The organism is Paenibacillus lemnae, assembly GCF_012933385.1.
Lineage (GTDB): Bacteria > Bacillota > Bacilli > Paenibacillales > Paenibacillaceae > Paenibacillus_AQ > Paenibacillus_AQ lemnae.
In genome coordinates this window covers 15,917-38,785 of the sequence record NZ_JABBPN010000002.1, presented here as the reverse complement: position 1 = coordinate 38,785, position 22,869 = coordinate 15,917, and the positions used below count along the sequence as shown (strand labels likewise).

Annotated in this window: 20 protein-coding genes; 14 read left to right on the top strand and 6 right to left on the bottom strand. The window is 49.2% G+C overall.

Annotated elements, in window-relative coordinates:
* Positions 1-12 precede the first annotated feature (12 nt).
* Genes HII30_RS02220 through HII30_RS02210 form a run of 3 tightly spaced genes read left to right on the top strand, consistent with a single transcriptional unit; the run spans position 13 to position 3,673 of the window.
* Complete coding sequence (locus HII30_RS02220; RefSeq protein ID WP_169503310.1) at positions 13-765, top strand: DeoR/GlpR family DNA-binding transcription regulator; 753 nt, start codon at positions 13-15, stop codon at positions 763-765.
* Positions 762-1,676, top strand: a complete 915-nt coding sequence (pfkB, locus tag HII30_RS02215) for a 1-phosphofructokinase (RefSeq protein ID WP_169503309.1) — start codon at positions 762-764, stop codon at positions 1,674-1,676. Before HII30_RS02220 ends, pfkB begins: the two co-directional genes overlap by 4 nt.
* 29 nt (positions 1,677-1,705) lie before the next feature.
* Complete coding sequence (locus tag HII30_RS02210; RefSeq protein WP_169503308.1) at positions 1,706-3,673, top strand: PTS fructose transporter subunit IIABC; 1,968 nt, start codon at positions 1,706-1,708, stop codon at positions 3,671-3,673.
* A gap of 104 nt (positions 3,674-3,777) precedes the next feature.
* Here the strand turns inward: HII30_RS02210 and HII30_RS02205 are convergent, their stop codons facing one another.
* Complete coding sequence (locus tag HII30_RS02205; protein ID WP_169503307.1) at positions 3,778-4,596, bottom strand: exosporium glycoprotein BclB-related protein; 819 nt, start codon at positions 4,594-4,596, stop codon at positions 3,778-3,780.
* Here HII30_RS02205 and HII30_RS02200 point away from each other — a divergent pair.
* The 5 genes from HII30_RS02200 (at position 4,584) to HII30_RS02180 (ending at position 9,238) form a co-directional block, all read left to right on the top strand.
* A complete protein-coding gene (locus tag HII30_RS02200; RefSeq protein ID WP_169503306.1) occupies positions 4,584-4,904 on the top strand; it encodes a hypothetical protein in 321 nt (106 codons plus the stop codon). The genes HII30_RS02205 and HII30_RS02200 overlap by 13 nt on opposite strands.
* Positions 4,905-5,075: 171 nt before the next feature.
* Positions 5,076-6,077: a Gfo/Idh/MocA family protein gene (locus HII30_RS02195; protein ID WP_169503305.1), complete on the top strand. Its 1,002-nt coding sequence runs from the start codon at positions 5,076-5,078 to the stop codon at positions 6,075-6,077.
* A gap of 49 nt (positions 6,078-6,126) precedes the next feature.
* Complete coding sequence (locus HII30_RS02190; RefSeq protein WP_246245960.1) at positions 6,127-7,047, top strand: helix-turn-helix domain-containing protein; 921 nt, start codon at positions 6,127-6,129, stop codon at positions 7,045-7,047.
* A complete protein-coding gene (locus HII30_RS02185; RefSeq protein WP_169503303.1) occupies positions 7,040-8,128 on the top strand; it encodes a Gfo/Idh/MocA family protein in 1,089 nt (362 codons plus the stop codon). Before HII30_RS02190 ends, HII30_RS02185 begins: the two co-directional genes overlap by 8 nt.
* 27 nt (positions 8,129-8,155) lie before the next feature.
* Positions 8,156-9,238, top strand: coding sequence for a Gfo/Idh/MocA family protein (locus tag HII30_RS02180; RefSeq protein WP_343045058.1), 1,083 nt, complete (start codon positions 8,156-8,158; stop codon positions 9,236-9,238).
* Positions 9,239-9,328: 90 nt separating this feature from the next.
* Here HII30_RS02180 and HII30_RS02175 read toward each other — a convergent pair whose 3' ends face one another.
* The 4 genes from HII30_RS02175 to HII30_RS02160 form a co-directional block, all read right to left on the bottom strand.
* Positions 9,329-10,216, bottom strand: a complete 888-nt coding sequence (locus HII30_RS02175) for a sensor histidine kinase (protein WP_343045057.1) — start codon at positions 10,214-10,216, stop codon at positions 9,329-9,331.
* A 181-nt stretch (positions 10,217-10,397) separates the two neighbouring features.
* A complete protein-coding gene (locus HII30_RS02170) occupies positions 10,398-11,093 on the bottom strand; it encodes a response regulator transcription factor (protein WP_169503300.1) in 696 nt (231 codons plus the stop codon).
* The gene (locus HII30_RS02165; protein WP_169503299.1) at positions 11,093-11,707 is read right to left on the bottom strand and encodes a VTT domain-containing protein; all 615 of its coding nucleotides are present in this window, start codon (positions 11,705-11,707) and stop codon (positions 11,093-11,095) included. The genes HII30_RS02170 and HII30_RS02165 overlap by 1 nt, the downstream gene beginning before the upstream one ends.
* Positions 11,704-12,267 (bottom strand): class I SAM-dependent methyltransferase, encoded by a 564-nt coding sequence (locus tag HII30_RS02160; protein WP_169503298.1) that lies wholly within the window; start codon positions 12,265-12,267, stop codon positions 11,704-11,706. Before HII30_RS02160 ends, HII30_RS02165 begins: the two co-directional genes overlap by 4 nt.
* A gap of 268 nt (positions 12,268-12,535) precedes the next feature.
* Between HII30_RS02160 and HII30_RS02155 the strand changes: the two genes are divergently transcribed.
* Positions 12,536-13,555, top strand: coding sequence for a Gfo/Idh/MocA family protein (locus HII30_RS02155; RefSeq protein ID WP_169503297.1), 1,020 nt, complete (start codon positions 12,536-12,538; stop codon positions 13,553-13,555).
* Between the two features lie 111 nt (positions 13,556-13,666).
* Here HII30_RS02155 and HII30_RS02150 read toward each other — a convergent pair whose 3' ends face one another.
* On the bottom strand, positions 13,667-14,533 hold the full coding sequence (locus HII30_RS02150; protein WP_169503296.1) for an AraC family transcriptional regulator: 867 nt from the start codon (positions 14,531-14,533) through the stop codon (positions 13,667-13,669).
* A gap of 199 nt (positions 14,534-14,732) precedes the next feature.
* Between HII30_RS02150 and HII30_RS02145 the strand changes: the two genes are divergently transcribed.
* The 5 genes from HII30_RS02145 (at position 14,733) to HII30_RS02125 (ending at position 22,827) form a co-directional block, all read left to right on the top strand.
* Positions 14,733-16,502: a glycoside hydrolase family 35 protein gene (locus HII30_RS02145; RefSeq protein ID WP_169503295.1), complete on the top strand. Its 1,770-nt coding sequence runs from the start codon at positions 14,733-14,735 to the stop codon at positions 16,500-16,502.
* 600 nt (positions 16,503-17,102) lie between these two features.
* Positions 17,103-19,376 (top strand): hypothetical protein, encoded by a 2,274-nt coding sequence (locus tag HII30_RS02140; RefSeq protein WP_169503294.1) that lies wholly within the window; start codon positions 17,103-17,105, stop codon positions 19,374-19,376.
* A gap of 18 nt (positions 19,377-19,394) precedes the next feature.
* Positions 19,395-20,585, top strand: coding sequence for a HEAT repeat domain-containing protein (locus HII30_RS02135; protein WP_169503293.1), 1,191 nt, complete (start codon positions 19,395-19,397; stop codon positions 20,583-20,585).
* Between the two features lie 43 nt (positions 20,586-20,628).
* Entirely contained in the window at positions 20,629-21,996 is a 1,368-nt protein-coding gene (locus HII30_RS02130) for a glycosyltransferase family 2 protein (RefSeq protein ID WP_211184403.1), read from the top strand.
* A gap of 33 nt (positions 21,997-22,029) precedes the next feature.
* Complete coding sequence (locus HII30_RS02125) at positions 22,030-22,827, top strand: response regulator transcription factor (RefSeq protein WP_169503292.1); 798 nt, start codon at positions 22,030-22,032, stop codon at positions 22,825-22,827.
* Positions 22,828-22,869: the final 42 nt, after the last annotated feature.

Below are 22,869 nucleotides of genomic sequence, written 5' to 3'. Positions count from 1 at the left end.
GAGGCGATTTCAATGCTGACAGAAGAACGATACCGATTAATAATAGAGCGCTTACAAATGCGCGGGGTAGTAAAGCTGCAGGAACTGGTTGAACTGCTGGGAGCTTCGGAATCTACCGTTCGTCGTGACCTGGTTGATCTCGAAGAGCAGGGTCTGTTAAGACGGATTCATGGCGGGGCATCACTGCCTGGGGAGAAAGCACAGGAGCCTGGCTTGGAAGAAAAAACATTAAAAAACGTTCAGGAAAAGAACAGGATTGCCCGTCTGGCAGCAGAACAGGTGCAGGATGGGGAGAACATCTATCTTGATGCAGGTACCACAACGCTGGCAATGATTCCTTTTATACAAGCCAGACATGTTACCGTGGTGACCAACGGTCTGTCCCATATTGAAGCATTGGTCAGTAAGCAGATTAACAGCTATCTGCTGGGTGGAAAGATGAAGATTCGTACTCGTGCTGTCATTGGCAGCATTGCGCTTCAAAATATGGATAACTTTCGTTTTGACCGCTGTTTTCTGGGAAGCAATGGTGTAGATGCCGAAATGGGGTATACTACTCCAGACCCGGAAGAAGCACTTGTTAAAAGACGGGCTCATCAGCTGTCCAGTGTCAGTTATGTACTGGCAGATTCCAGCAAATTCGGTGAGGTTGCTTTTGCCAAACTTCTGGATCTGCATGAGGCGGTGCTCATTACAGAGTCATTAACAGAGCTGTGGCTGGAACAGTTATCATCTAAAACTAAAATAATTGAGGGATCCAAATGATATATACAGTAACCCTAAACCCTTCCATCGACTATATCGTGGAGGTCGAGGATATTCAGCTTGGTGGACTGAACCGAATGAAGCGGGATATGAAGTTTCCGGGAGGTAAAGGTATTAACGTATCCCGGATTCTCCATCAGCTTGGTGCGGACAATACCGCCATTGGTTTCCTGGGCGGATTCACTGGACGGTTTATTGAGGACCGGCTGAAGGAAGAAGATATGACAACCGATTTTGTTGGGATCCAGCAGGATACACGTATTAACATCAAATTAAAACACGGTGATGAAACCGAAATTAACGGACAGGGTCCCGAGATCAGCGATGAAGAAGCAAAGCAGCTGCTGGATAAACTCTCGGTACTGCTGACACCGGAAGATATTGTGGTGCTGTCAGGAAGTGCCCCGCCTTCTCTGGGCACGGATTTCTACAGCCGCTGTATTGGCATCTGCCGTGCCAAGGGTGCGCAGTTCGTCATGGATACGACAGGACAGGCACTGCTGAACGCGCTGCCCAGCAAGCCTTTGCTGATCAAACCGAATCATCATGAGCTGGCGGAGTTGTTTGACGTCGTCATTGAGTCCCGGGAGCATCTGATTATGTACGGACAGAAGCTAATGGAGCAGGGAGCTCAGCATGTACTGATATCGATGGCAGGCGAAGGTGCTCTGCTGCTTACCGGCGATAAGGTATACCATGCCTCTGTTCCTAAAGGCAAGGTGAGGAACTCGGTTGGTGCAGGTGACTCAATGGTTGGCGGATTTGTCGGAAGTCTGGCACTGACCGGTGATCTGCTGGAAGCGTTCAGCACCGGTGTTGCTTGCGGAAGTGCGACGGCATTCGCCGATGATCTGGCAAGCCGGGAGCAGATCCAGAGACTGCTGCCGCAGGTATCCATTCAGGAGCTATAGTACAGAATGATAATAAAGGAGTGTCAGCAATGAGAATTACAGATTTGATGATCCAGGATGTCATGATCATGGATCTGCAGGCCGTGACGAAGGATGGAGCCATCAACGAGTTAATTGAGAGTCTGTCAGCCAGTGGACGAATCAATGACCCTGAATTATTTAAAGAAATGATATGGAAGCGGGAAGGTGAATCCAGTACGGGTATTGGTGGAGGTATCGCGATGCCTCATGCGAAAACCGGAGCCGTGAATGAGCCGACCGTCGTTTTTGCCAAAAGCAGCAAAGGCGTTGATTTTGAAGCACTGGACGAGGAGCCTGCGTACCTGTTCTTCATGATCGCAGCACCGGAAGGGGCAGGCAGCATGCATATGAAGACACTTGCTGCGCTTTCCCGTCTTTTGATTGATGCAGACTTTATCCAGAAGCTGATGGATACCAGAACACCGCAGGAGGTTACGGCATTATTTGATGCCAAGCAGGAAGAGGAAGAAGAAGCGAAGCGGAAGAAAGAGGCTGCCAAGCAGGCCAAAGCAGCACAGAAGGCAGGAGAACAAACTGTATCTTCTGCAGAAGCTTCATCACGGGATGGGGCTGCAGCAGGAAGTAAGGAGAAGCCTTTTGTCGTAGCCATTACAGCATGTCCTACCGGTATTGCCCATACCTTTATGGCTGAAGATGCCCTGAAGAAAAAAGCACAGGCCATGGGCGTTGATATCCGGGTGGAGACGAACGGATCGGAAGGGGCGAGCAATGTCCTGACCGAGGATGAAATCCGGCGTGCAGCTGGTGTCATCGTAGCAGCAGACAAAAACGTCGAAATGGCACGGTTTGACGGCAAGCCTGTTCTGCAGCGTCCTGTAAGTGACGGCATCCGTAAATCCGAAGAACTGATCACGAAAGCGGCGGCTGGAGATGCACCTATTTACCGCAGTCAAGGTGGAGCAGGTTCTTCAGATAAGGCAGAAGGAAAGGGCAGTGTCGGAAGCAAGATCTATAAGGATCTGATGAGCGGGATCTCACACATGCTGCCATTCGTGGTAGGCGGCGGCATCCTGCTGGCCGTTTCTTTTCTGCTGGAGCAGATTGCTGGAACGGATCATCCTATCGTGCAGCTGCTGCAGACGATTGGCGGCGGAGACGGAGCTTTTCATTTCCTCATTCCGGTCCTGGCCGGTTTTATCGCACTGAGTATTGGTGATCGGCCTGCATTAATGCCTGGTATGGTCGGCGGTTTGCTGGCGCTGAACTCCAATTCGGGTTTCCTTGGCGGTCTGGCTGCCGGTTTCCTTGCCGGTTATGTTGTGATCTTCCTGCGCAGGGCTCTTAAAGGCCTGCCGAAAGCGCTGGACGGCTTGAAGCCGATTCTGTTGTACCCGGTACTTGGTCTATTGATTACCGGTGCGGTAATGTTTTATCTCTTTGGACCGTTCTTCAGCTGGATCAATACCGGCTTGATCGATGTTCTGAACAATCTTGGAACAGGGAATGCGATTCTTCTGGGTCTCGTTCTGGGCGGAATGATGGCCATCGATATGGGCGGCCCTTTTAACAAGGCGGCATATACTTTTGCGATCGGTGTCTTTACGTCCAGCGGGAACACAGATGGTGCCTGGATGGCAGCGGTTATGGCAGGCGGTATGGTTCCTCCGCTGGCGATTGCACTGTCAACCACATTCTTTAAGAACAAATTTACGGAACAGGAACAAAAGTCCGGGATTACAAACTATGTGATGGGGCTTTCATTCATTACAGAAGGTGCGATTCCGTTTGCGGCCGCAGATCCGCTGCGTGTGCTCACCTCCTGTATTCTAGGTTCGGCTGTTGCCGGCGGGTTGACGCAGCTGTGGAGCATCAATGTGCCCGCACCGCATGGCGGGATTTTTGTAGCTGCTTTGGCTAACCACGCGCTGCTCTTCCTGCTTGCTGTCCTTATCGGTTCGATTGTATCGGGTCTGGTGCTGGGCTTGTGGAAAAAGCCGGTTGAAGCGAAGTTATAATTTAGAATGTACGACAAACTGTTCAGGCTATTCCGGGGCAGTCACAGTATGAAAGGGAGCCGTCATAATAACGGCTCTCTTTTTGCATATTACAGTCCATTTAGTTAATTGATATTGATCCCTGCACTTGCGAAACCAGCTAATGAAATAACATCTTCTGATTCCACTGCGCTGATTGAAAACACCATAAGAAGCCTCTCATTGACAGTAGTTGGAACAACAATCCCATTCGTGCTCCCGGTAACAACGGTGCCTAGAGTTACATCACCGGTCAGCGGCCCGAGTATGGTAAACGCAATTGGATCGGGTGAGAATGTGTTGCTGTCTGGCAGTCCGCGATATAACCGTGCGGTGATGGACACAATCGCTCCATCTAGCGCAATATTTTCTGCGACACTAAATGAAGCAGAAATATCTGTAATGGTACCCGCACGCGGGATATTAAAAGCGAATTGAAACCCCGAGTTTAGAAGCACTACGAGACCACCTTGGAGCACAAGAGGGCTGGAAAAACCGAAACCTGAGATGGCTACGGTATCGGGTAATCCATTTGCAAGGGTGAATAGCACCGGAGGGAAGCCGGAAGCAAAGGGAATGATGGCCCCGGCTCCATTGAGACCTGCTGGTCCCGTTGGACCAGCAGGCCCGGCAGCACCATCTGCTCCCGGCGGCCCAGAAGGTCCAGCAGCACCATCTGCTCCCGGCGGTCCGGAAGGTCCGGCAGGACCATCTGCCCCCGGCGGCCCGGGAGGTCCCGCAGGACCATCTGCCCCCGGCGGCCCGGGAGGTCCCGCAGGACCATCTGCTCCCGGTGGGCCCGTTAGGCCATTAGATCCCTGCGGTCCGGGTTCGCCTGTTAATCCGCGGCTGCCCATAATGCCCTGCAGACCTTGCGGTCCAGCCAGCCCTGGTGGTCCAGGCAAAGCTGAAGGTCCGGCCGGCTGTTGGACACCGGGAATTCCAGCTTGTCCCTTGGGGAGTCTGCAATCTGGTCGTGAAGAATGAGGCCGTTTACGAGTTTTTTTATTTTCTTTTTTATCCTTTCGTGATGCTCTACACAGAGGTTCCCGAGCTTCAATATCTTTATGGCTCCCGTCCCGTTTGGACTTCCAGCGATTATGGTCTGATTTTCTTATTGAACGATTCAATCGTCAGCCTCCCTTTTCATGGAACTTATATATCATATCGAGGCAGCAGCGTATTCGATTGGGTGATTCATCCAAATGTTTAGCATCACGCCGGTGAAATGTTTTCATCCGCTTTCTATTTAGTTTCAAATAAACATTCATGGATGTCGTGATATTATATAGATGTTGTCGCATAGTTCTACTAAAAAAATAATGAATGATGTGATACCTTATAAGTGGTTGTCACGAATTTATAGTAATGGAGGTCCAATTCATTGACCATTAAAATCGGTAAAATCAGCTATTGGCACGTACATGCATGGGACTATACGAAGCAGGCACAGGAGCATACGGATACAGAAATTGCGGCTGTCTGGGATGAAAATCCGGAGCGCGGCCGACAAGCTGCAGAAAAGCAGGGCGTACCTTTTTACGAAAACCTGGACGACATGCTGGCTCTCAAAGAGATACAGGGTGTTATTGTCGATGCACCAACGAACATGCACAAGGATGTTATGATCGCTGCGGCACGTGCAGGCAAACATATTTTCACGGAAAAAGTGATTGCATCCACACTGGCAGAGGTAAACGAAATCCTCTCCGTGATTGCAGAGCAGGGTGTAAAGCTCACAGTTTCTTTACCACGGCTGAATGACGGCTACACACTGGCCATCCAGGACGTGCTGCAGCAAGGTCTGCTCGGAAAAATTACATACGTTAGAGCCCGCTTGTCCCATAATGGTGGAATTGCTGGCTGGCTCCCGGATCACTTCTTCAGTCTGGAAGAATGTCAAGGCGGTGCATTGATTGACCTGGGATGCCATCCAATGTACTTGACCCGTCTGTTCCTGGGTGAATCCATTACCGGTGTCAGCGCCAGCTTCGGCTATGTTACAGGCAAAGAGGTGGAAGATAACGCTGCAGTAACACTCCAAACCGGATCCGGTGCGGTCGGTGTAGTTGAAGCAGGTTTTGTGAACAGCCATTCTCCGTTTACCGTGGAAGTTCACGGCACAGATGGCACTCTGCTTTACGGGACGCCTGAGAGTAAACTGCTGCTGAAAAGCAATCTCAGCGAAGAGTACTCCGAGTGGAAGGAAGTATCACTTCCTGAGAACCGTGAAAGTGCATTCCACCAGTGGGTGGGGCACGTACAGCGTGGGACAGACGCTACCGAAAACGTAGACGCTGCGGTTGAGCTGACCCGCTTAATGGAAGCTTCCAACATCTCAGCTGCTGAAAAGCGTGTAGTCACATTAACCGAGCTGAGCGTTTAATGATTCCATGGAGCATCTGAAACAGGGGGCTTCGTTTCCATACAGTATCATGTTTGAGAAGCAGGATATGCTGGAGAGGCTCGACATTCGGATACGATGGGGAAACTATGAGATCCATGTGCTTCGATTTCATCTGACTTCGTTTCCGCCGGGCCGCATTATGGATTTCCATAACCACGCCGAATTCGAATTTCACTATATTCCGCGGGGCAAGGGCAAAGTGATTCTGGAAGACCGGGCGTATACGCTGTCAGAAGGTATGATGTATTTGACCGGTCCTGGGGTGATGCACTATCAGGAAGCAGATGATCGGGAAGCTATGGATGAGCTGTGCCTGCACGTAGACATCACGAAAGCATCTAACGAAGATGCCGATCCCTGGGAAGCTGCGGAAGCGGAAGAATGCATGGAGAAACTGACTAACCTGCCGCTCAAGCCGGCGTATGATACTCATAGTGCAATGGCTTGTTTTCTGGAGGCCTATAAGGTTTGTGATGGAAAATATACAGGCTACTATACGTCGATCAAGCATCAGGTGATCAACATTTTGCTTCGAACGGCCCGAGCTTACGATTCCGACGGCATTCGTGTAGAGGCACCGGTGCGGGATATGCTCTCATATCGCTATCAATACGCGGTTCATTATATGAAGGCGAATCACGCGGCCAGCCTGACGCTGGATAATGTAGCAGAGAAGCTGAGCATCAGCCCCCGCCAGCTGCAGCGGGTGTTCCGGCAAATGAATCCCGAAAGCTCCTTCAGCAAGGTATTGGAAGACATTCGCCTGGAAGCCGTCTGTCAACGACTTGAGGACAGTCTCATGCCGATTGATCAGATTGCTGCACTGGAAGGCTTCACGAATGCGACATATTTGCATGCTGTGTTTCGTAAACGGTTCGGGATGACACCCGGAGCGTATCGCAACTATAAAACTAAACCTATAAAAAGTGAGGATGATCAACATGAGTAAAGTATATCGTATCGGAATTATCGGCTGTGGCGGAATCGCGAACGGAAAACATCTGCCAAGCTTAAGCAAGCTGGATAACGTTGAACTGGTCGCGTTTTGCGATATCGTGGAAAGCCGCGCAGAGGAAGCTGCATCCAAGTTTGGCAGTGCTGAGGCTAAAGTCTACAGTGACTATCACGAATTGTTGAAGGACAGCAGTATTGACATTGTTCATGTACTCACACCCAATGATTCTCATGCCGAAATTTCCATTGCATCCCTGGAAGCAGATAAGCATGTGATGTGTGAAAAGCCGATGGCTAAAACAGCTGCCGACGCACGTGAAATGGTGGAAGCTGCCAAGAAAAGCGGCAAGAAGCTGACCATCGGTTACAACAACCGTTACAGACCGGACAGCCTGTACCTGAAAAAGCTGTGTGAAGAAGGCGAACTTGGGGATATTTATTATGCAAAAGCACATGCAATCCGCAGAAGAGCAGTACCTACATGGGGCGTATTCTTGGATGAAGAAAAGCAGGGCGGTGGTCCTTTGATCGACATCGGAACCCATGCACTTGATTTGACGCTATGGATGATGAATAATTATAAACCAAGAGTGGTTTTAGGAACGAAATATCATGAGCTTTCCAAGAAAGAGAATGCCGCGAATGCATGGGGACCGTGGGATCCGGAAAAATTCACCGTGGAAGACTCCGCTTTTGGCATGATCGTGATGGAGAACGGTGCAACCGTAACACTGGAAGCCAGCTGGGCGCTGAATTCCCTGGAAGTGGACGAGGCGAAGTGCAGCTTGAGCGGCACGGAGGCAGGTGCGGACATGAAGGGAGGACTGCGTATAAACGGAGAGAAGTACAGCCGGTTGTATACGAATGAAGTCGACCTGAAAGCAGGCGGCGTTGCTTTCTATGCGGGCAAACAGGAAAGTGATGCCGATATCGAGATGAGAAGATGGATTGAAGCCATCGATCAAGATCTGGAGCCGGTCGTAACGCCAGAGCAGGCTTGTGTCGTATCGGAAATTCTGGAAGCTATTTATGAATCATCACGGACGGGTAAAGCGGTATATATGAATCAGAATTAATCTCTTAAGGAGCTGTTAAACATGACAATCCGAAAACACAGTATCGTTATCATTGGATATGGAGGCATGGGAAGCTACCACGCGAAGCTGATCAAGGGCAATCCTTATCTTGAGGTGACGGGCACGTTCGATCCTTCGGAAGAACGCCGAAAGGTGTCTGTGGAAGATGGATATGCCGTTTATGACAGCTATGACAAGGTGCTTCAGGACGATTCGGTCGACGTCGTTCTGATTGCAACCCCTAATGATGTGCATAAAGATTTGGCGGTTCAGGCTTTTCAAGCGGGCAAGCATGTCATTTGCGAAAAGCCGGTCACGCTCTCAGTCGGTGATTTTAAGTTGATGACGGCTGCTGCCGATGAAGCGGGCCGCGTATTGATGGTTCATCAGAACCGCCGCTGGGATGAGGACTTCCTCACTATCAAGCAGATGTACAATGAACGCACCATCGGCGAATTGTTCCGGATTGAATCCAGAGTTCACGGTGCGAACGGGATTCCGGGTGACTGGAGGCATATGAAGGCGTTTGGCGGCGGAATGCTGCTCGACTGGGGTGTACATCTGCTGGACCAGATTCTGAGTATGGTGGACAGCCGCATTGTGAGCCTGAACAGCCGTTTGAGCTATATTCTGGGTAATGATGTGGATGACGGTTTCGAGGCTGTACTTACGTTCGAGAACGGCGTATCGGCTTTAATTGAAGTGGGTACGACCAACTTTATTACACTGCCTCGATGGTATGTCAAAGGGACAGAAGGGACCGGTATGATTGATGACTGGTCGTTAAGCGGCCGAACGGTTACCCGTAATCAGGATGCAGAGCACGTCGAGCCTAAGCCTATTCAAGCCGGCGTAGGTTTGACCAAGACGATGGCTCCGCCATCGGAAGAAGCGACGATTACAGGTACACTGCCGGATCCGTTCCGTCAGCCGAGCAGCTTCTTTGATAACTTTGCAGCCGTAATTGAAGGTGAAGCAGAGCCGATCGTTAAAAATGATGAAGTGCTGCGTGTGCTGAATCTGATTGAGGCCGTTTTCGAGTCAGCACGTACAGGCGAGACGCTTAAAGATTTTGACTTGTACTCGCCGCCAGCCCCTACCAAAAACTAAAGAACATATTCCCAAGTAACAAAAAAAGGTCAAAAACAAGTCCACGGACTTTGTTTTTGACCTTTTTGTTTCTGCTGATCAGGTGAATCCTCAAGCTTCCGATTGAGGCAAATTAATGCTAAAAATAAATGTCCCATCTTCATAATGTAAATCCGCTGATCCTCCGTGCATCTCTACAATCGTACGGGTGATGGACAAGCCCAGGCCGGCTCCGGTTTGAATCAAGTCGGAAGAGCGTGATGAATCGGCTTTGTAGAATTGATCAAACAGCCGGCTGACAGACTCCGGAAGCAGGGGACCGCCTCTGTTCTCAATCTCTATACGGACCTGATCCTGATCATAGGCCAGGGTTATTTTTACAGTGCCGGGTTTCACAGAATATTTAAGAGTATTCATGAACAGGTTGTCCAGCGCTCTTACAATCATATCAGGATCAAGCATCAGCAGCAGCGGCTCGTCAGGGATTACGGTTTCAAGATCCAGCTCATGCTTGCGGGCAAGCGGTTCAAATTCTACCAGCATTTGAGATAACAGGTTTTTGATATCGATTTGTCTCAAATCCAGCGTAATGGAGCTTCCGGTTAACCGGGAGTATTCAAACAATTCATCGGTCAAGCTTTTTAACTGAACGACCTTATTGTACGTGTTGTCGATAAAACGCTGCTGCTCGTCTTCATTCTCATAAGCGCCAGTTTTAAGAAGTCCGATATACCCCATCATGCTGGTTAACGGTGTACGAATATCATGAGATAATCCTGCGATCCAGTCCATGCGGCCCTGCTGCAGTTCACGTTCCTTGCGAATCTGCTCATCCAGCTGTTGGGCCATGCGGTTAATACTGTAAGCAATGCTGCCGAGCTCGTCTTCACGTGTCTCTAATGCTCGCTGCTGCAGATTCCCTTTGGACATAGAATTTAATGTTTCCGACAAATGTATAATATACTTTAAGCTGCTTTGCGTCGTCAAAAAGATGCACACGGTAAAGCTCACAATATAAACAATGATAGGAATATATGAATAAAAAAAATGGAATTGCCCACTAGAGTTCAGGATGTGTGCAGCAGCAGGCGTTAATATACTGGCCACTGTGCTGCTTAGAATAAAACTCCAGATTAACTGGAGCCGAATGCTGCGGCGGCTAAACCTCAGCCAGCTGAACTTATTTCTCAATTTTATAACCTACTCCCCATACGGTTTTAATATATTTCGGATGCCTCGGATCCACTTCAAGCTTCTCCCTCAGGTTTCGGATGTGAACCATTACCGTCTGCTCGGAGGAGCTCGCAGGTTCCTTCCATACCGATTCGTAGATTCGATCCACACTGAATACCTGTCCCCGGTGGCTTGCCAGCAGCTTGAGAATGGAGAATTCCAGCGGTGTCAGTTTGATTTGGCGGTCTTGTATACTCACTTCATGCTGCGGGATGTCGATCATCAGTTCTCCGATACGCAGTATATCTGTACTTTTCTGGTCATCCTTCTTGTCGCTGTGCCGCCTTAGCTGTACTTTTACCCGGGCCATCAGCTCCAGTGGATGAAACGGCTTGGTAACGTAATCATCTGCACCGATAGACAATCCCGTAATTTTATCGAGCTGTGTTTCTTTAGCGGAGAGAATGATAATAGGTATGTTAGAGTGCTCCCGGATTTTGATACATGTAGTTATACCGTCCATTTGAGGCATCATCACATCCATAATAATGACATCCGGTTTTTCTTGTTCCAGGGTTTGCAGGACTTCCAGACCGTTCTCGGCCTCCAGCACCATATAACCCTCATTACGTAAGTAAACATGCAGGACGTCACGAATTTCTGCCTCATCATCAGCGATGAGTACGACGGGTGTTGATTGCATTATGAAGAAGCTCCTTCTTTCTTTTTATAACCTCTGAGTTTATAGTATACAGCAATTATAGTACCGGCAATCAAGACGATGCCCAATACTTTCAGGCTGCTGTTGTAGATGGTGGAACCCAGTTCAGCAGCTGCTGCCGATGAGTAACTTCCCAGTGAGAAGAAAATGGCCGTCCAAACCAGACCTGTGAGATAGGAGATGGTTGCATAACGATGGAACGGCATTTTATTAATGCCAACCAGATAAGGAATGACATGTCTGACAATCGGGAAAAAATAACTGATGCATAATGCGAAGCCGCCGTACTTTCGAATCAGCCCTTCTGATTTGGCAATATGCCGGGTCATTCCTCGTTTGTTGCCTAGCTTCGTCAGGATAGGCGCTCCGACAGACCTGCCAAGTACATAGCCAAGGCTCAATCCGCTAATTACACCAAGATAGGTCAGAATAAAGGCGGGCACCGGAGCCAAGTAACCCAATCCGGTTACGGCTCCGCCTGTCATCACGATCACCTCATCCGGAAGCGGCATGCCGACAATGCCGAGCCACAAGGAAAAGAACAGGGCAGCATATCCAAAGTGCTCGATGAGTTGTAATAATTGTTCCGTGTTCACAGCGCTGCCTCTTTTCGGCACACATAAACAAAAGCAGGCGGGACATTTAGCGGCGTGAACCGGATTTTTTCGATATGAAATCTCTTGTTCAGCTCTTTTCGCATCTGTAAAGAATATTGAAAAGCTACAAAATAACCGCCAGGTCTTAAAGATTGAACAATTTCATCCAGGATCTGTGTACGGACAGTCTCCGGGAAATTGAAAAAGGGCAGTCCGCTGATCACACAGTCCAGATTCGAGATGCCTTCTTGTTGGATGTTCCGATTGAGTTGAAGGGCATCGGAGTAGGCCGGGATCCCCGGGAAAGTACGGGTAAGGTTTTGCTGCATCCGTGAATCTTTTTCAAAAAGAATCATGCGGGTGTCCGGATTGATGTGTTCCAGAATGCTGTTAGTCAATGCACCTGTACCGGAGCCTAACTCAGCAATCGAAGATACCTGTTCCCAAGGAACAGATTTCATTATGAGACGGGCGAGAAAACGGGAACTCGGTGTAATACTCCCGATCTGTCCAGGGTGGTTGAAAAATGTTTTTGCAAACATCCATCTATGCGTAAACATCATGGTAATCCTCCTAAGTATGATCTGATATGTCGTATTGGTGTTTATGATCATAGTGTAGAGGTTAATTCTTTACTTTCCGGTAGTATAATTCTAAAGAATTTCTTAAGAAATCAATGTGGGTGTGCTAACAAAAACTCAGTCAGATAGTTCATGTTTTAAGCATTTAGGGTATGTTCTTTATCACTGAATTCCGTGTATGATAGGATCAGATTAGGCAGGAAATGCAGTTTAAATTCAGTACATTAAAAAGGAGATTACGAATCCGATGAGCAAAATTAGAGTAGCAGTTTTTGGCTGCGGTGCTATTGCCCAGCGCAGACATATTCCGGAGTATGCTTCCAATCCCAACGTGGAACTGGTCGCTTTCGCGGACCCTAATAAGCAAAGAGCCGAAGAGGTAGCAGCCGAATATGGCGGCAAAGCGTACGAAAACTATGAGGATATTCTGAAGAATGAGAAGCTTGATGCGGTCAGCGTATGTACACCAAACTATCTGCATGCTCCAATGACGATTGCAGCAGCGAATGCTGGCTTGCATGTTCTTGTTGAGAAGCCGATGGCGGTTACCGCCGAAGAAGGCGAGCAGATGATTGAAGCTGCGGCCAAGAACAATGTATACCTGATGGTAGGCCACAACCAGCGTCTAATGCCCCCACATGTGAAAGCGAAGGAGATTTTGGAATCCGGCCGTTTGGGCAGAGTTTTGACATTCCGTACTTCCTTCGGTCATCCTGGTCCGGAAGGCTGGAGCCTCGATGGACGAGACAGCTGGTTCTTCCGTAAGGATGAAGCTTTGATGGGAGCGATGGGTGATCTTGGTGTCCACAAGTCGGACTTTATCCGCTACCTGCTGAATGATGAAGTGGTGGAGGTTGCCGGATTCATCGGTACGATCCATAAAGAAGATACCGATGTGGACGATAATGCAACCTGCATCGTTCGTATGAAGAGCGGTGCTATTGGAACACTGATGGCCAGCTGGACGCATTATAAGGGCGGCGACAACGGAACGGTTCTCTGGTGTGAGAACGGGGTTGTTAAAATCGGTACGGGGCAAGGCGATGAAGTGATAGTGGAGCTGACAAACGGTACAGTGGAAACTTACAAAGTAGGCGCCATGGCTACAAATGAGAAGCAGGTACCTAGTGGCGTCATCGATGATTTTGTCCAATCCATTATCACCAAAACACCTCCGACCATTTCTGGTGAAGAAGGACTTCGCTCACTCAAAGTCATTCTGGGCGCATTTGAATCCCAGGATACCGGATCGATTGTAAAACTGTAAGACGAATACATGATAAACATGACACATGATAAACGTGATGCATGAGGAAACCCGACCCGCAGATTTCGTGGATTAACCACGAGGTCTGCGGTTTTTTTGTAATGAGCTCTACTATTTGGACCTATACTCTGTCGGCGATTGCCCCGTCCAACGGCGATACTGTCTTGAGAAATGGCTGGGGGAACGAAAGCCCAGTCGATCGGCGATTTCCGTGACGGTGAGATTGGAGGTGCTGAGCATTTCTTTGGCGGCATTCAGCTTATAGCGGCTTATATACTGCCGGGGAGAAAGGCCATATACCTTGGAGAACAAACGGGTACACTGGCTGCGGCTGATACTGAGGTCACGTGCAGTTTCGGCGATGAGGACGCGTTCGTCTATCTGTTGAGTTAAGCGTTCTTCTATTGTATGAGCGAGATTAGCTGCGGATAGCGCTCCAGCCGGATCCGTCGAAGGAGTAGCCTCTTTATCAGGTGCGTGCTTCAAAAGGTGAAGTACTTCATGAAGGATCAACAGTGTTGTAGATTGCAGCAAAATCTGGTCTTCAAAGTTCAGTTTCTGTTCATCATCGCCTGGTGCAGGAGGCTGGCTTCGGGATATAATGGCGGATAACTCCTTGATGCAAGCCGGCAGCCGGGTGTTCTCCGCCTGATCGGCACGGACTACACGATAGGATTGCAACGACAAGATCCGGCGGATATTCAAATCATCCAGGTCAAAGTGGATATTAAAATATCTATACGGTTTATTTGCTGAATTGCTGGACTCATGTCTGACGCCGGTTCGGATCAGCAGCCAATCGCCAGGCTTTAGGGTGATTGTATCCCGCTGTATCACGTGCTGAACGTCCCCTTCCAGACAGCATACCAACTCGAACAGGGGATGATGATGCCTTGGATAATGCCAGCCAGACGGCTTGGTGTCAAAGTGACAACCGCTAACTTGAAGTGTATTCATCATTTTAGGGAATTTGTACATATCGAATGGTAGACTCCTCTCAAGCACATCATCCGCGCAGGCGTGTACATCATCGGTTTAAAAAACCATTACCAGTATACCATGCGCTCAGCGCCGCACAAAAGGGATGAAAGACGCTCCATTTGGAGATGGAAACTTGACTCTTTTTCGCGGATGATCAAAGGGCATGAGAACAGAGTAACTGGAGGGCGAAACAAACATGACACATTATAAAAAACTTGAAGTAATTGACGGTGACTATCATTGGGATGGCAAGCCTTTTCAAATCTTGTCCGGTGCGCTCCATTACTTCAGGGTAGTCCCGGAGTACTGGGAAGACCGGCTGCTGAAGCTGAAAGCATGCGGCTTGAATACCGTGGAAACCTATCTGCCCTGGAATTTGCATGAGCCCGAGGAAGGAAAGTTTTGTTTTGAGGGCATGGCAGATGTGGAACGATTTGTGACTTTGGCAGGAGAAATGGGTCTGCATGTCATTCTGAGACCCAGTCCTTACATTTGTGCAGAATGGGAATTCGGCGGACTTCCTGCCTGGCTGCTGCGTGAACCGGGACTTCAGCTTCGCTGCAGTGATCCGGCTTATCTGGCTAAGGTTGACCGCTACTACGACGAGCTGATCCCCCGTCTGGTTCCGCTGCTGAGTACGAACGGAGGGCCTGTTATTGCGGTACAGATCGAGAATGAATACGGCAGTTTCGGAAATGACACCAATTATCTGGCGTATCTGCAGAAAGGGTTGGTTCGGCGTGGAGTCGATGTCCTCCTGTTTACATCAGACGGGCCAACAGACGGTATGCTGCAGGGAGGCACGATTCCGGATGTCACAGCAACGGTAAACTTTGGTTCAGATGCAGCCGGAGCTTTTACCATGTTTAAAACCTATCGGCCGTCAGATCCCCTGATGTGTATGGAATTCTGGAACGGCTGGTTTGATCATTGGAGAAAAGAACATCATACCCGCACGGCATCCAGTGCAGCTGAGGTGCTCGAAGATATGTTGAAAGCGGGGGCTTCTGTCAACCTGTATATGTTCCATGGCGGAACGAATTTTGGCTTCTATAATGGGGCTAATAATCAGGAGGTTTACGAACCGACGATTACCAGCTACGATTATGACGCGCCCTTATCCGAATGTGGGGATGTGACTGAGAAATACCGTGCATTTCGTGAAGTCATCGCGCGTTACAGGGACCCGAAGGCTCCACCTCTGCCCGATCTCCCTTCTGACTCTGTGAAAAAAAATTACGGCAAAGTCACAATGAGCGAACAAAGTGACCTTTTACATCACTTGGATCATCTTGGTGCTTCTGTCCAGTCTCCGTTTACGATGACGATGGAAAGCCTGGGCCAGGATTACGGTTTTATCATCTATTCCACAACGCTAACCGGCCCCCGGTCAGAGAACCTGCACATCCAGGAGGTGCACGACCGTGCCCAGGTCTTCCTGGATGGCGTGTATCAGGGATGTGTCGAACGCTGGGATCCCCAGTCGCTGCCGCTGAATATTCCGGAAGGCGGAGGCAGGCTCGATCTGTTCGTGGAAAACATGGGCAGGGTGAATTACGGCCCTCGGTTAAAAGACCCCAAAGGGATTACGGAAGGAGTGCGGCTGGATAATCAGTTCTTATACGACTGGACGATAACTCCTCTCCCATTTAAGGATCTGAGCAGCATTCCATGGAGTGAACAGGCGTCGTTAGCAGCAGCGCGTCATGACCGCCCAAGCATGTATCGCGGCGGATTTGAAGTGGATGAAACTGCAGATACTTTTCTGCGTTTGGATGGCTGGGAGAAGGGGGTAGTCTGGCTGAATGGCTTTAATTTGGGCCGTTATTGGAACGCTGGACCTCAGCAAACCTTGTATATACCGGGTCCTCTGCTGCGTAAAGGAACAAATGAACTCATTATTTTGGAACTTCATCACACAAATAAGCTTGAGATCGAGCTGACCGATGCTCCTGATTTAGGCTGACAAACAGTGAAGAAGTAGCATAAAAATAGTCTCAGCTAACTATTATTCTATTTATGTCATAAAATTACAGAAGAAGAGAGTCCCGAGTCGGGACTCTCTTCTTATTTTTGTCATTTGTCGATTTTTAACAATCCTTGTTGTTACGAGGTTAAGGCCATTCAGGCGTCATACTTTGGTATCAGTTTTGTAATAACTATGGATAAGAATGTAAAAGAGAGCGAAACTTTAGCAATTTTTATGCGTTTAACCTATCTGTTCACGAAATGTTTCTGAAAACGCCTGTTTTATTTCCCAGTTTTTTCATGCCTGCTCGAACGACAATGTGATGCGTACCGCGCGTCTGCAGCCAAATCATGAAGCAATGTACTGGAAAAAGAAACGGGTTCTCTTAAGTGAATTCTGTGAATCAAGATGCTTAACAAGGATGACCTCGAATGCGTTCATTGTGTCCTGAGGCCGCTTGAAATATCCAATATACCTATCTCAAAAGTTGGTAAATTGGGTGCATGGCGAATTGGACACACCGGATATAGAATGACTCCTGTGGACGCTTCGAGGATTGATGGCAAGAACAATCCAAAAGAAGGTGAGAAGAAAAGAATGAAGAGGAAACAGAAAAAATGGATTCTGGCCACAGCAGTGTCGTTCATACTCCTTTGCGGAGGAGCTGCTGCAATCATGGGGTTTACAAGGCCGGATATGAAAACTTTCGATAACGGAAACGGCATCACGTTGAAGTTTAAAACACAGGGGACGGGCTTTCTGCAATATGGGGAAGACGGCCAGTGGCATGAAATGTTCGTGAAGGGCGTGAATCTGGGTGCAACCGTGCCTGGGCATTTCCCTGGAGAACTTCCTGCTTCAGAAGAAGACTATCTGCGGTGGTTTCAACAAGTGGACGAAATGGGCGCAAATGTCATCCGTCTGTACACAGTACATAAGCCCGTGTTTTACTCCGCGCTCGTCAAGTTCAATCGTGACCGCCCTGAAGATCCGCTTTACTTCATGCAGGGCATCTGGTCTCCGGAAGAGCAGCTCATCGAGCAGCAGGATGCTTATGCCGAGAACATCCACCAAGCTTTTGAAGAAGAAATTCAAAAAGCAGTATCCGCCGTTTACGGAGACATAACCGTAGAAGTCAAACATGGATCGGCAAGCGGAAAATTTACGAGCAATGCGGGAAAATACTTGATGGCCTGGCATCTTGGTACGGAATGGGACCCGGAGATGGTAAGCAATACGAATGATATGCACAAAGATGTTCCTCTGTACAAGGGCGAGTATTTCTCAGCAAGTAAAGAGGCAAGCCCTTTTGAGAGCTGGCTGGCAGGACTAATTGATTACACGGCTGTTCAGGAGAGTCAGTATGGCTGGCAGCATCCGATGACATTCACCAACTGGGTAACGACCGATGTGCTGGAGCATCCCGGTGAACCGCTTTTCGAAGAAGATATGGTTTCTGTAGATGCCCGACATGTTGAGCCGACGAACTGGGAGGCCGGGTACTTCGCAGCCTATCATGTATATCCGTACTATCCTGACTTTTTCCGAACCGATGAGAGCCTGCAGACGATTTCGGACGGAAAGGGAGGCTACAACACGTATAAAGCGTATTTGCGTAAATTGAAAAATAAGTTTCCTGATATGCCGCTGATGGTGACAGAGTACGGTGTTCCATCCTCGACAGGAATATCCCATCATGGACCCGGAGGGCGTGATCAGGGCGGACATAACGAAGACGAGCAGGGAGAGATCAATGTCTCGCTGACACAGGATATTTATGATGAAGGGTACGCAGGAGCGATCCTGTTTATGTGGCAGGATGAATGGTTCAAGAAAACCTGGAATACGATGCCGCTGGAACTTCCGGCAGACCGCAGAGCCTTTTGGCTGAACGTGCTCACGAATGAAAAAATGTTCGGCGTGCTCGCCATGCTGCCAGGCAAAGAAGAACAGCTTGTCATCGATGGTGATCTATCAGATTGGGATAAGCTGCCTGAAGGCGAAGCAGAGGATTGGGCAGGCCGTGCCGAAGGGGTAAAGCGTATGCGGTTAACACATGATGAAGCCTACGTGTACATCGCAATGGAGCTGGAACAAGATTTTGACCCGGCACAGCAGCGGCTGTATATCGGATCCGATACACTGCCTGGCGGCGACCTTCCGCTTGAAGCGTTGAAAGGAAGACGTGTCACCGGGGGAGGATTCGAGACTCTGATCCAGCTGGGCACCGATGAAGATGCTCAAGTGAAGATCGCCCCGTCCTATAACTTTCACAAGCGGCTGTATGGCAAGGACGGGTACTGGATGCTCCCTGAAGAGGAAGAGAAAGATTCGGATTCAGGGAGTAAGGCCAGCTTTGAGCCCTGGAAGCTGGGCATCAGCCTGCTGATGTCTCCTCCGGATACGCGGTTTGCCCATCCATTTGTGGATGAAACGGTAGGTCAGCTGGTCCGGGGAACGAATGATGTGAAATCATCAGAGTTCAACTCCCTGGCAGCTTGGGAAACCCAAGGAAATGTTGTTGAAATGCGTATTCCCTGGATGCTGCTCGGGTTCGGTGATCCCAGTTCCCATCAGGTTATTGACTACTCGGCTTTAGAGGACCGCAGATCGTTCAAGACGGTGGCGTCAGAAGGCATTCGGTTTCTCCCATGGCTGGATGAGCGGGATACAAAGCCTGACAGCAATGGGTCCGCAAGCAGCATGAACTTGTCTTTAGACCAGATCCCGCCGTATACGTGGGAGTATTGGGAAGCCGTGCAGTACAGCGAACGTCTGAAAAAAAGCTATTATGCTATGCAGGAATTTTTCATGAAAGTGCCTGATTTTCCAAATTCAGATACATCCAGCACAACCAATACACCGAACTAAGGGAGGAAGAGTGGAGATATGTTTTCAAATATTGCGCTGGCCTACGTATTCATTTATGTGTGCATTGGCCTGATTGCCGCCGGCATCATTCTGCTGTTTCATATGAAAATTAAGCACAATGCCGAACAAAAACAAATGGAAGCCTATCGTGAAAAACATCGGGATTATTTTGTTTATATTCAATCCCACTTGTATGACGATGTTGAGCTCAAACTGCCTCCGGGACCTTTAAAGAAACTGGAACGCCGGGTGATTGAGGATAAACTGATCGATTGGATTGAACAGTTTAAGGGCGAGAGCCGAACGAAGCTGGTTTCGCTTTGCAAACAATCGGGCTTTGTAGCCGCAGAGATGAAACTGCTTGAAAGCTTGTTTGCCGGCCGCCGCATCGAAGCAGCCTACAGGCTTGGCGGAATGCGGGCAGAGGAGGCCGTCCCGGCTCTTGAAGAGCTGATGGACAGCTCGTCATACGGTCCGCAGAGTATCATTTTCGCCAGAGCCATTGCCAAGAGCGCTGACCGTCCGGATCAAATCCGGATGATGCTGACAAAACTGCTGGCCTCTGGAAAACCGATTCATCATCTGGCGGCAGACATCCTGCTGGAAACCCGGCTGGACTCGGCAGCGCTGCTCCATAAGCTGCTGGAAGATTCCGATCCCGGACTGGTAAAGGTTGCTCTGGTTGCGATGTGGGGACAAGCTGTTCCTGCTGCTGTGCCCGCACTGGATCGTCTGGTGGGCAGTGAGCAGAAAGATGTCCGCGCAGAGGCGGTCAAGCTGTATCTGGCTTCCAACCCTGTCATGAAGGATGACACGATCGCCCAGCTGATGAAGGACGAGGAATGGGAAGTACGGGCAGCAACAGCCAAGGCGCTGGGACGCCTGCATGCGGCGGGCAGTATCCCGCTGCTGACAGCAGGCCTTCATGATGAAAATTGGCATGTGCGCCATAGCAGTGCGGAAAGCTTGTCCCGATTGGGTGAACAAGGATTTGAACAGCTGTGCCAGGCGGCCTTGTCCACGGGAGCTGCACGCGATATTGCACTTTCCCGGATCGAGCAGGTCATGGCGAAGGAGAAAGAACATGAAGCAGTGGAGCAGATTGTGTCGTTTAACAAGAAAAAGCTGATCTATGAAAGCTACTTCGGGATGACTCCGAAAAAAGTAGCGGTCCAGATCGCGGGTGTGGGAGGCGATTATTCTGCTTAGAGATATTTTACTTACTTATGGCATGGTGGCCATCTACTATGTGATGTTCGTCAACGTGCTGTATTTTGCAATTATGTTGTTTTCTTTCAAGGATATCCGGAATATTTTCAGACGGGCGTCATTTTCAAAATACAATACCTTGTCCGGATCAGAACTGGTGCCGTCCGTTTCGCTGCTGGTGCCGTCCTTTAACGAAGAATTAACCATCATTGAAAATGTTCGCTGTCTGATGACACTAAACTATCCGACCTATGAAGTGATTGTCATTAATGACGGATCTTCTGACAGTACGATGGATGTTCTGATCAAGGAATACGAACTGGTGCCTCTGACAAATCCGGAGGTGCGAGGGTCCATACCAACCAAGAACGTGCGATGTGTGTACCACAATGAAAAATATCCGCATTTGCTGGTCATCGACAAGGACAATGGAGGCAAGGCCGATTCGCTGAATGCCGGCATCAATATGTCCCGTTATCCGCTGATCTCATCCATCGATGCCGACTCCCTGCTGGAGAAGGATGCTCTGATCCGCATGGCGCGGATGTATATGGAGAATCCGGAAGAGACCGTCGCCATTGGCGGAGATGTCCGGATCGCAAACGGCTGTGTCATTGAAAATGGGGCGGTCAAGGATGTGTCCCTGCCGAAGAGAATATGGCCGATGTTTCAGTCGATTGAATATTTGAAGGCCTTTCTGGGCGGGCGGATCGGCTGGAGCCGCATTAACGGTTTGATTATTGTTTCCGGCGCATTCGGCCTGTTCCGCAAGGACTATGTTATCGCTGTCGGCGGTTATCGTGGTGGTTATCCCGGTGAGGATATGAACATCATTATCAAGCTTCACCGGTATATGCTGGAAAACAAGCTGAAATACCGCATTGCCTTCTGCCCGGAAGCCGTATGCTGGACACAGGCTCCGGACAGCTACAGCATTTTATCTAATCAGCGCAAGCGCTGGGGACGCGGAAATCTAAAGAACATGATCGAGAACAGGGATATGGTCTTTAACCCCCGATTCAAGACGATGGGCATGCTGACCATGCCGTATAACGTTATTTTTGAAGCTTTAAACCCTTACTTCAGAATCACAGGCCTTCTGGCTCTGATCGGATATGTCCTGCTGGATATGACGAACTGGCACATTCTGCTTGTTTTTGGATTGGTCAATCTGGCCAGTGGATATCTCCTCAGCGTGGGCGCGCTGATCCTGGAGGAACTGGCATTCCGCCGGTACACCAAGCTGTCCGATCTCGTCAAAATGCTGTTCTTCTCGGCCCTCAAATTTGTCGGCTATCATCAGCTGGGCGTCTTATGGCGGGTGCAGGGGCATATCCAATATCTTCAGAACAACAATTCATGGGGAACCATGACTCGGCAGAGCTGGAAAGACAAGAATAAGGCAGCCTGAAATATAAAATATGTGAAAAAGGTGGAATGAATCATGTCTCCAACTGCAACGTTACAAAGGAAACAGCAAGGTGATATCCGCAGCCTTATTGAGCAAGAGGTACGGAAGCTTCCAAACAGCACATGCGGATTATTGTATCTCTATTGTGCCGGTAACCTGCCTGATCTTGAAGGTCATGTCAATCGGTTTCTTCAAACCCTATCCGGTGTGAACAGCGAGATTCGGAAGGATGAGACCACGCAAACGCTGGCTGTTCTGTTTCCAGGACTGGCATTGGATGCAGCTCATTATCAATCCCTGCTTCTGAAACAGCATCTGCTGGATATCAAGCCTGATGCAGACCCGAAAATGACATTAACGTCTGTGTCCCAGGTACCGTCCTCCCAAATGCTGAAAACATTGGCTGAGTCGGCTCGTCTCAGTGTGACTACAGATATTCAAATTTTTACTGATGACCAGGCCGAGAACGCCAGCCGCATCCTGATCGTGGATCATGACGAGTCGGTCCGTGAATTTTTGCAGATCCGCTTAGCGATGCAGGGATACGAGACCTTGGAAGCGGTGGACGGACTGGAAGCCTTGAAGATGATTCCGATGTGGGAACCCGATCTGGTCCTGACAGAAATCAATCTGTATGGTATCGATGGTCTTCCTTTTATCCATCACATTCATCAGCTGGACGTAAAGGCACCGCCTAAAATCGTCGTGCTGAGCGAAAAGCGCGTGGAGCAGACGATCAGCCAATGTTTTCAGAATGGCGTAGACGATTATGTAACCAAGCCTTTTTCACCGGTAGAGCTGGATGCCCGCATCCGCCGCTGCCTTCATTAATTTTGTAATAATGCAAGAAACGATAGAATAATTCGACTAACA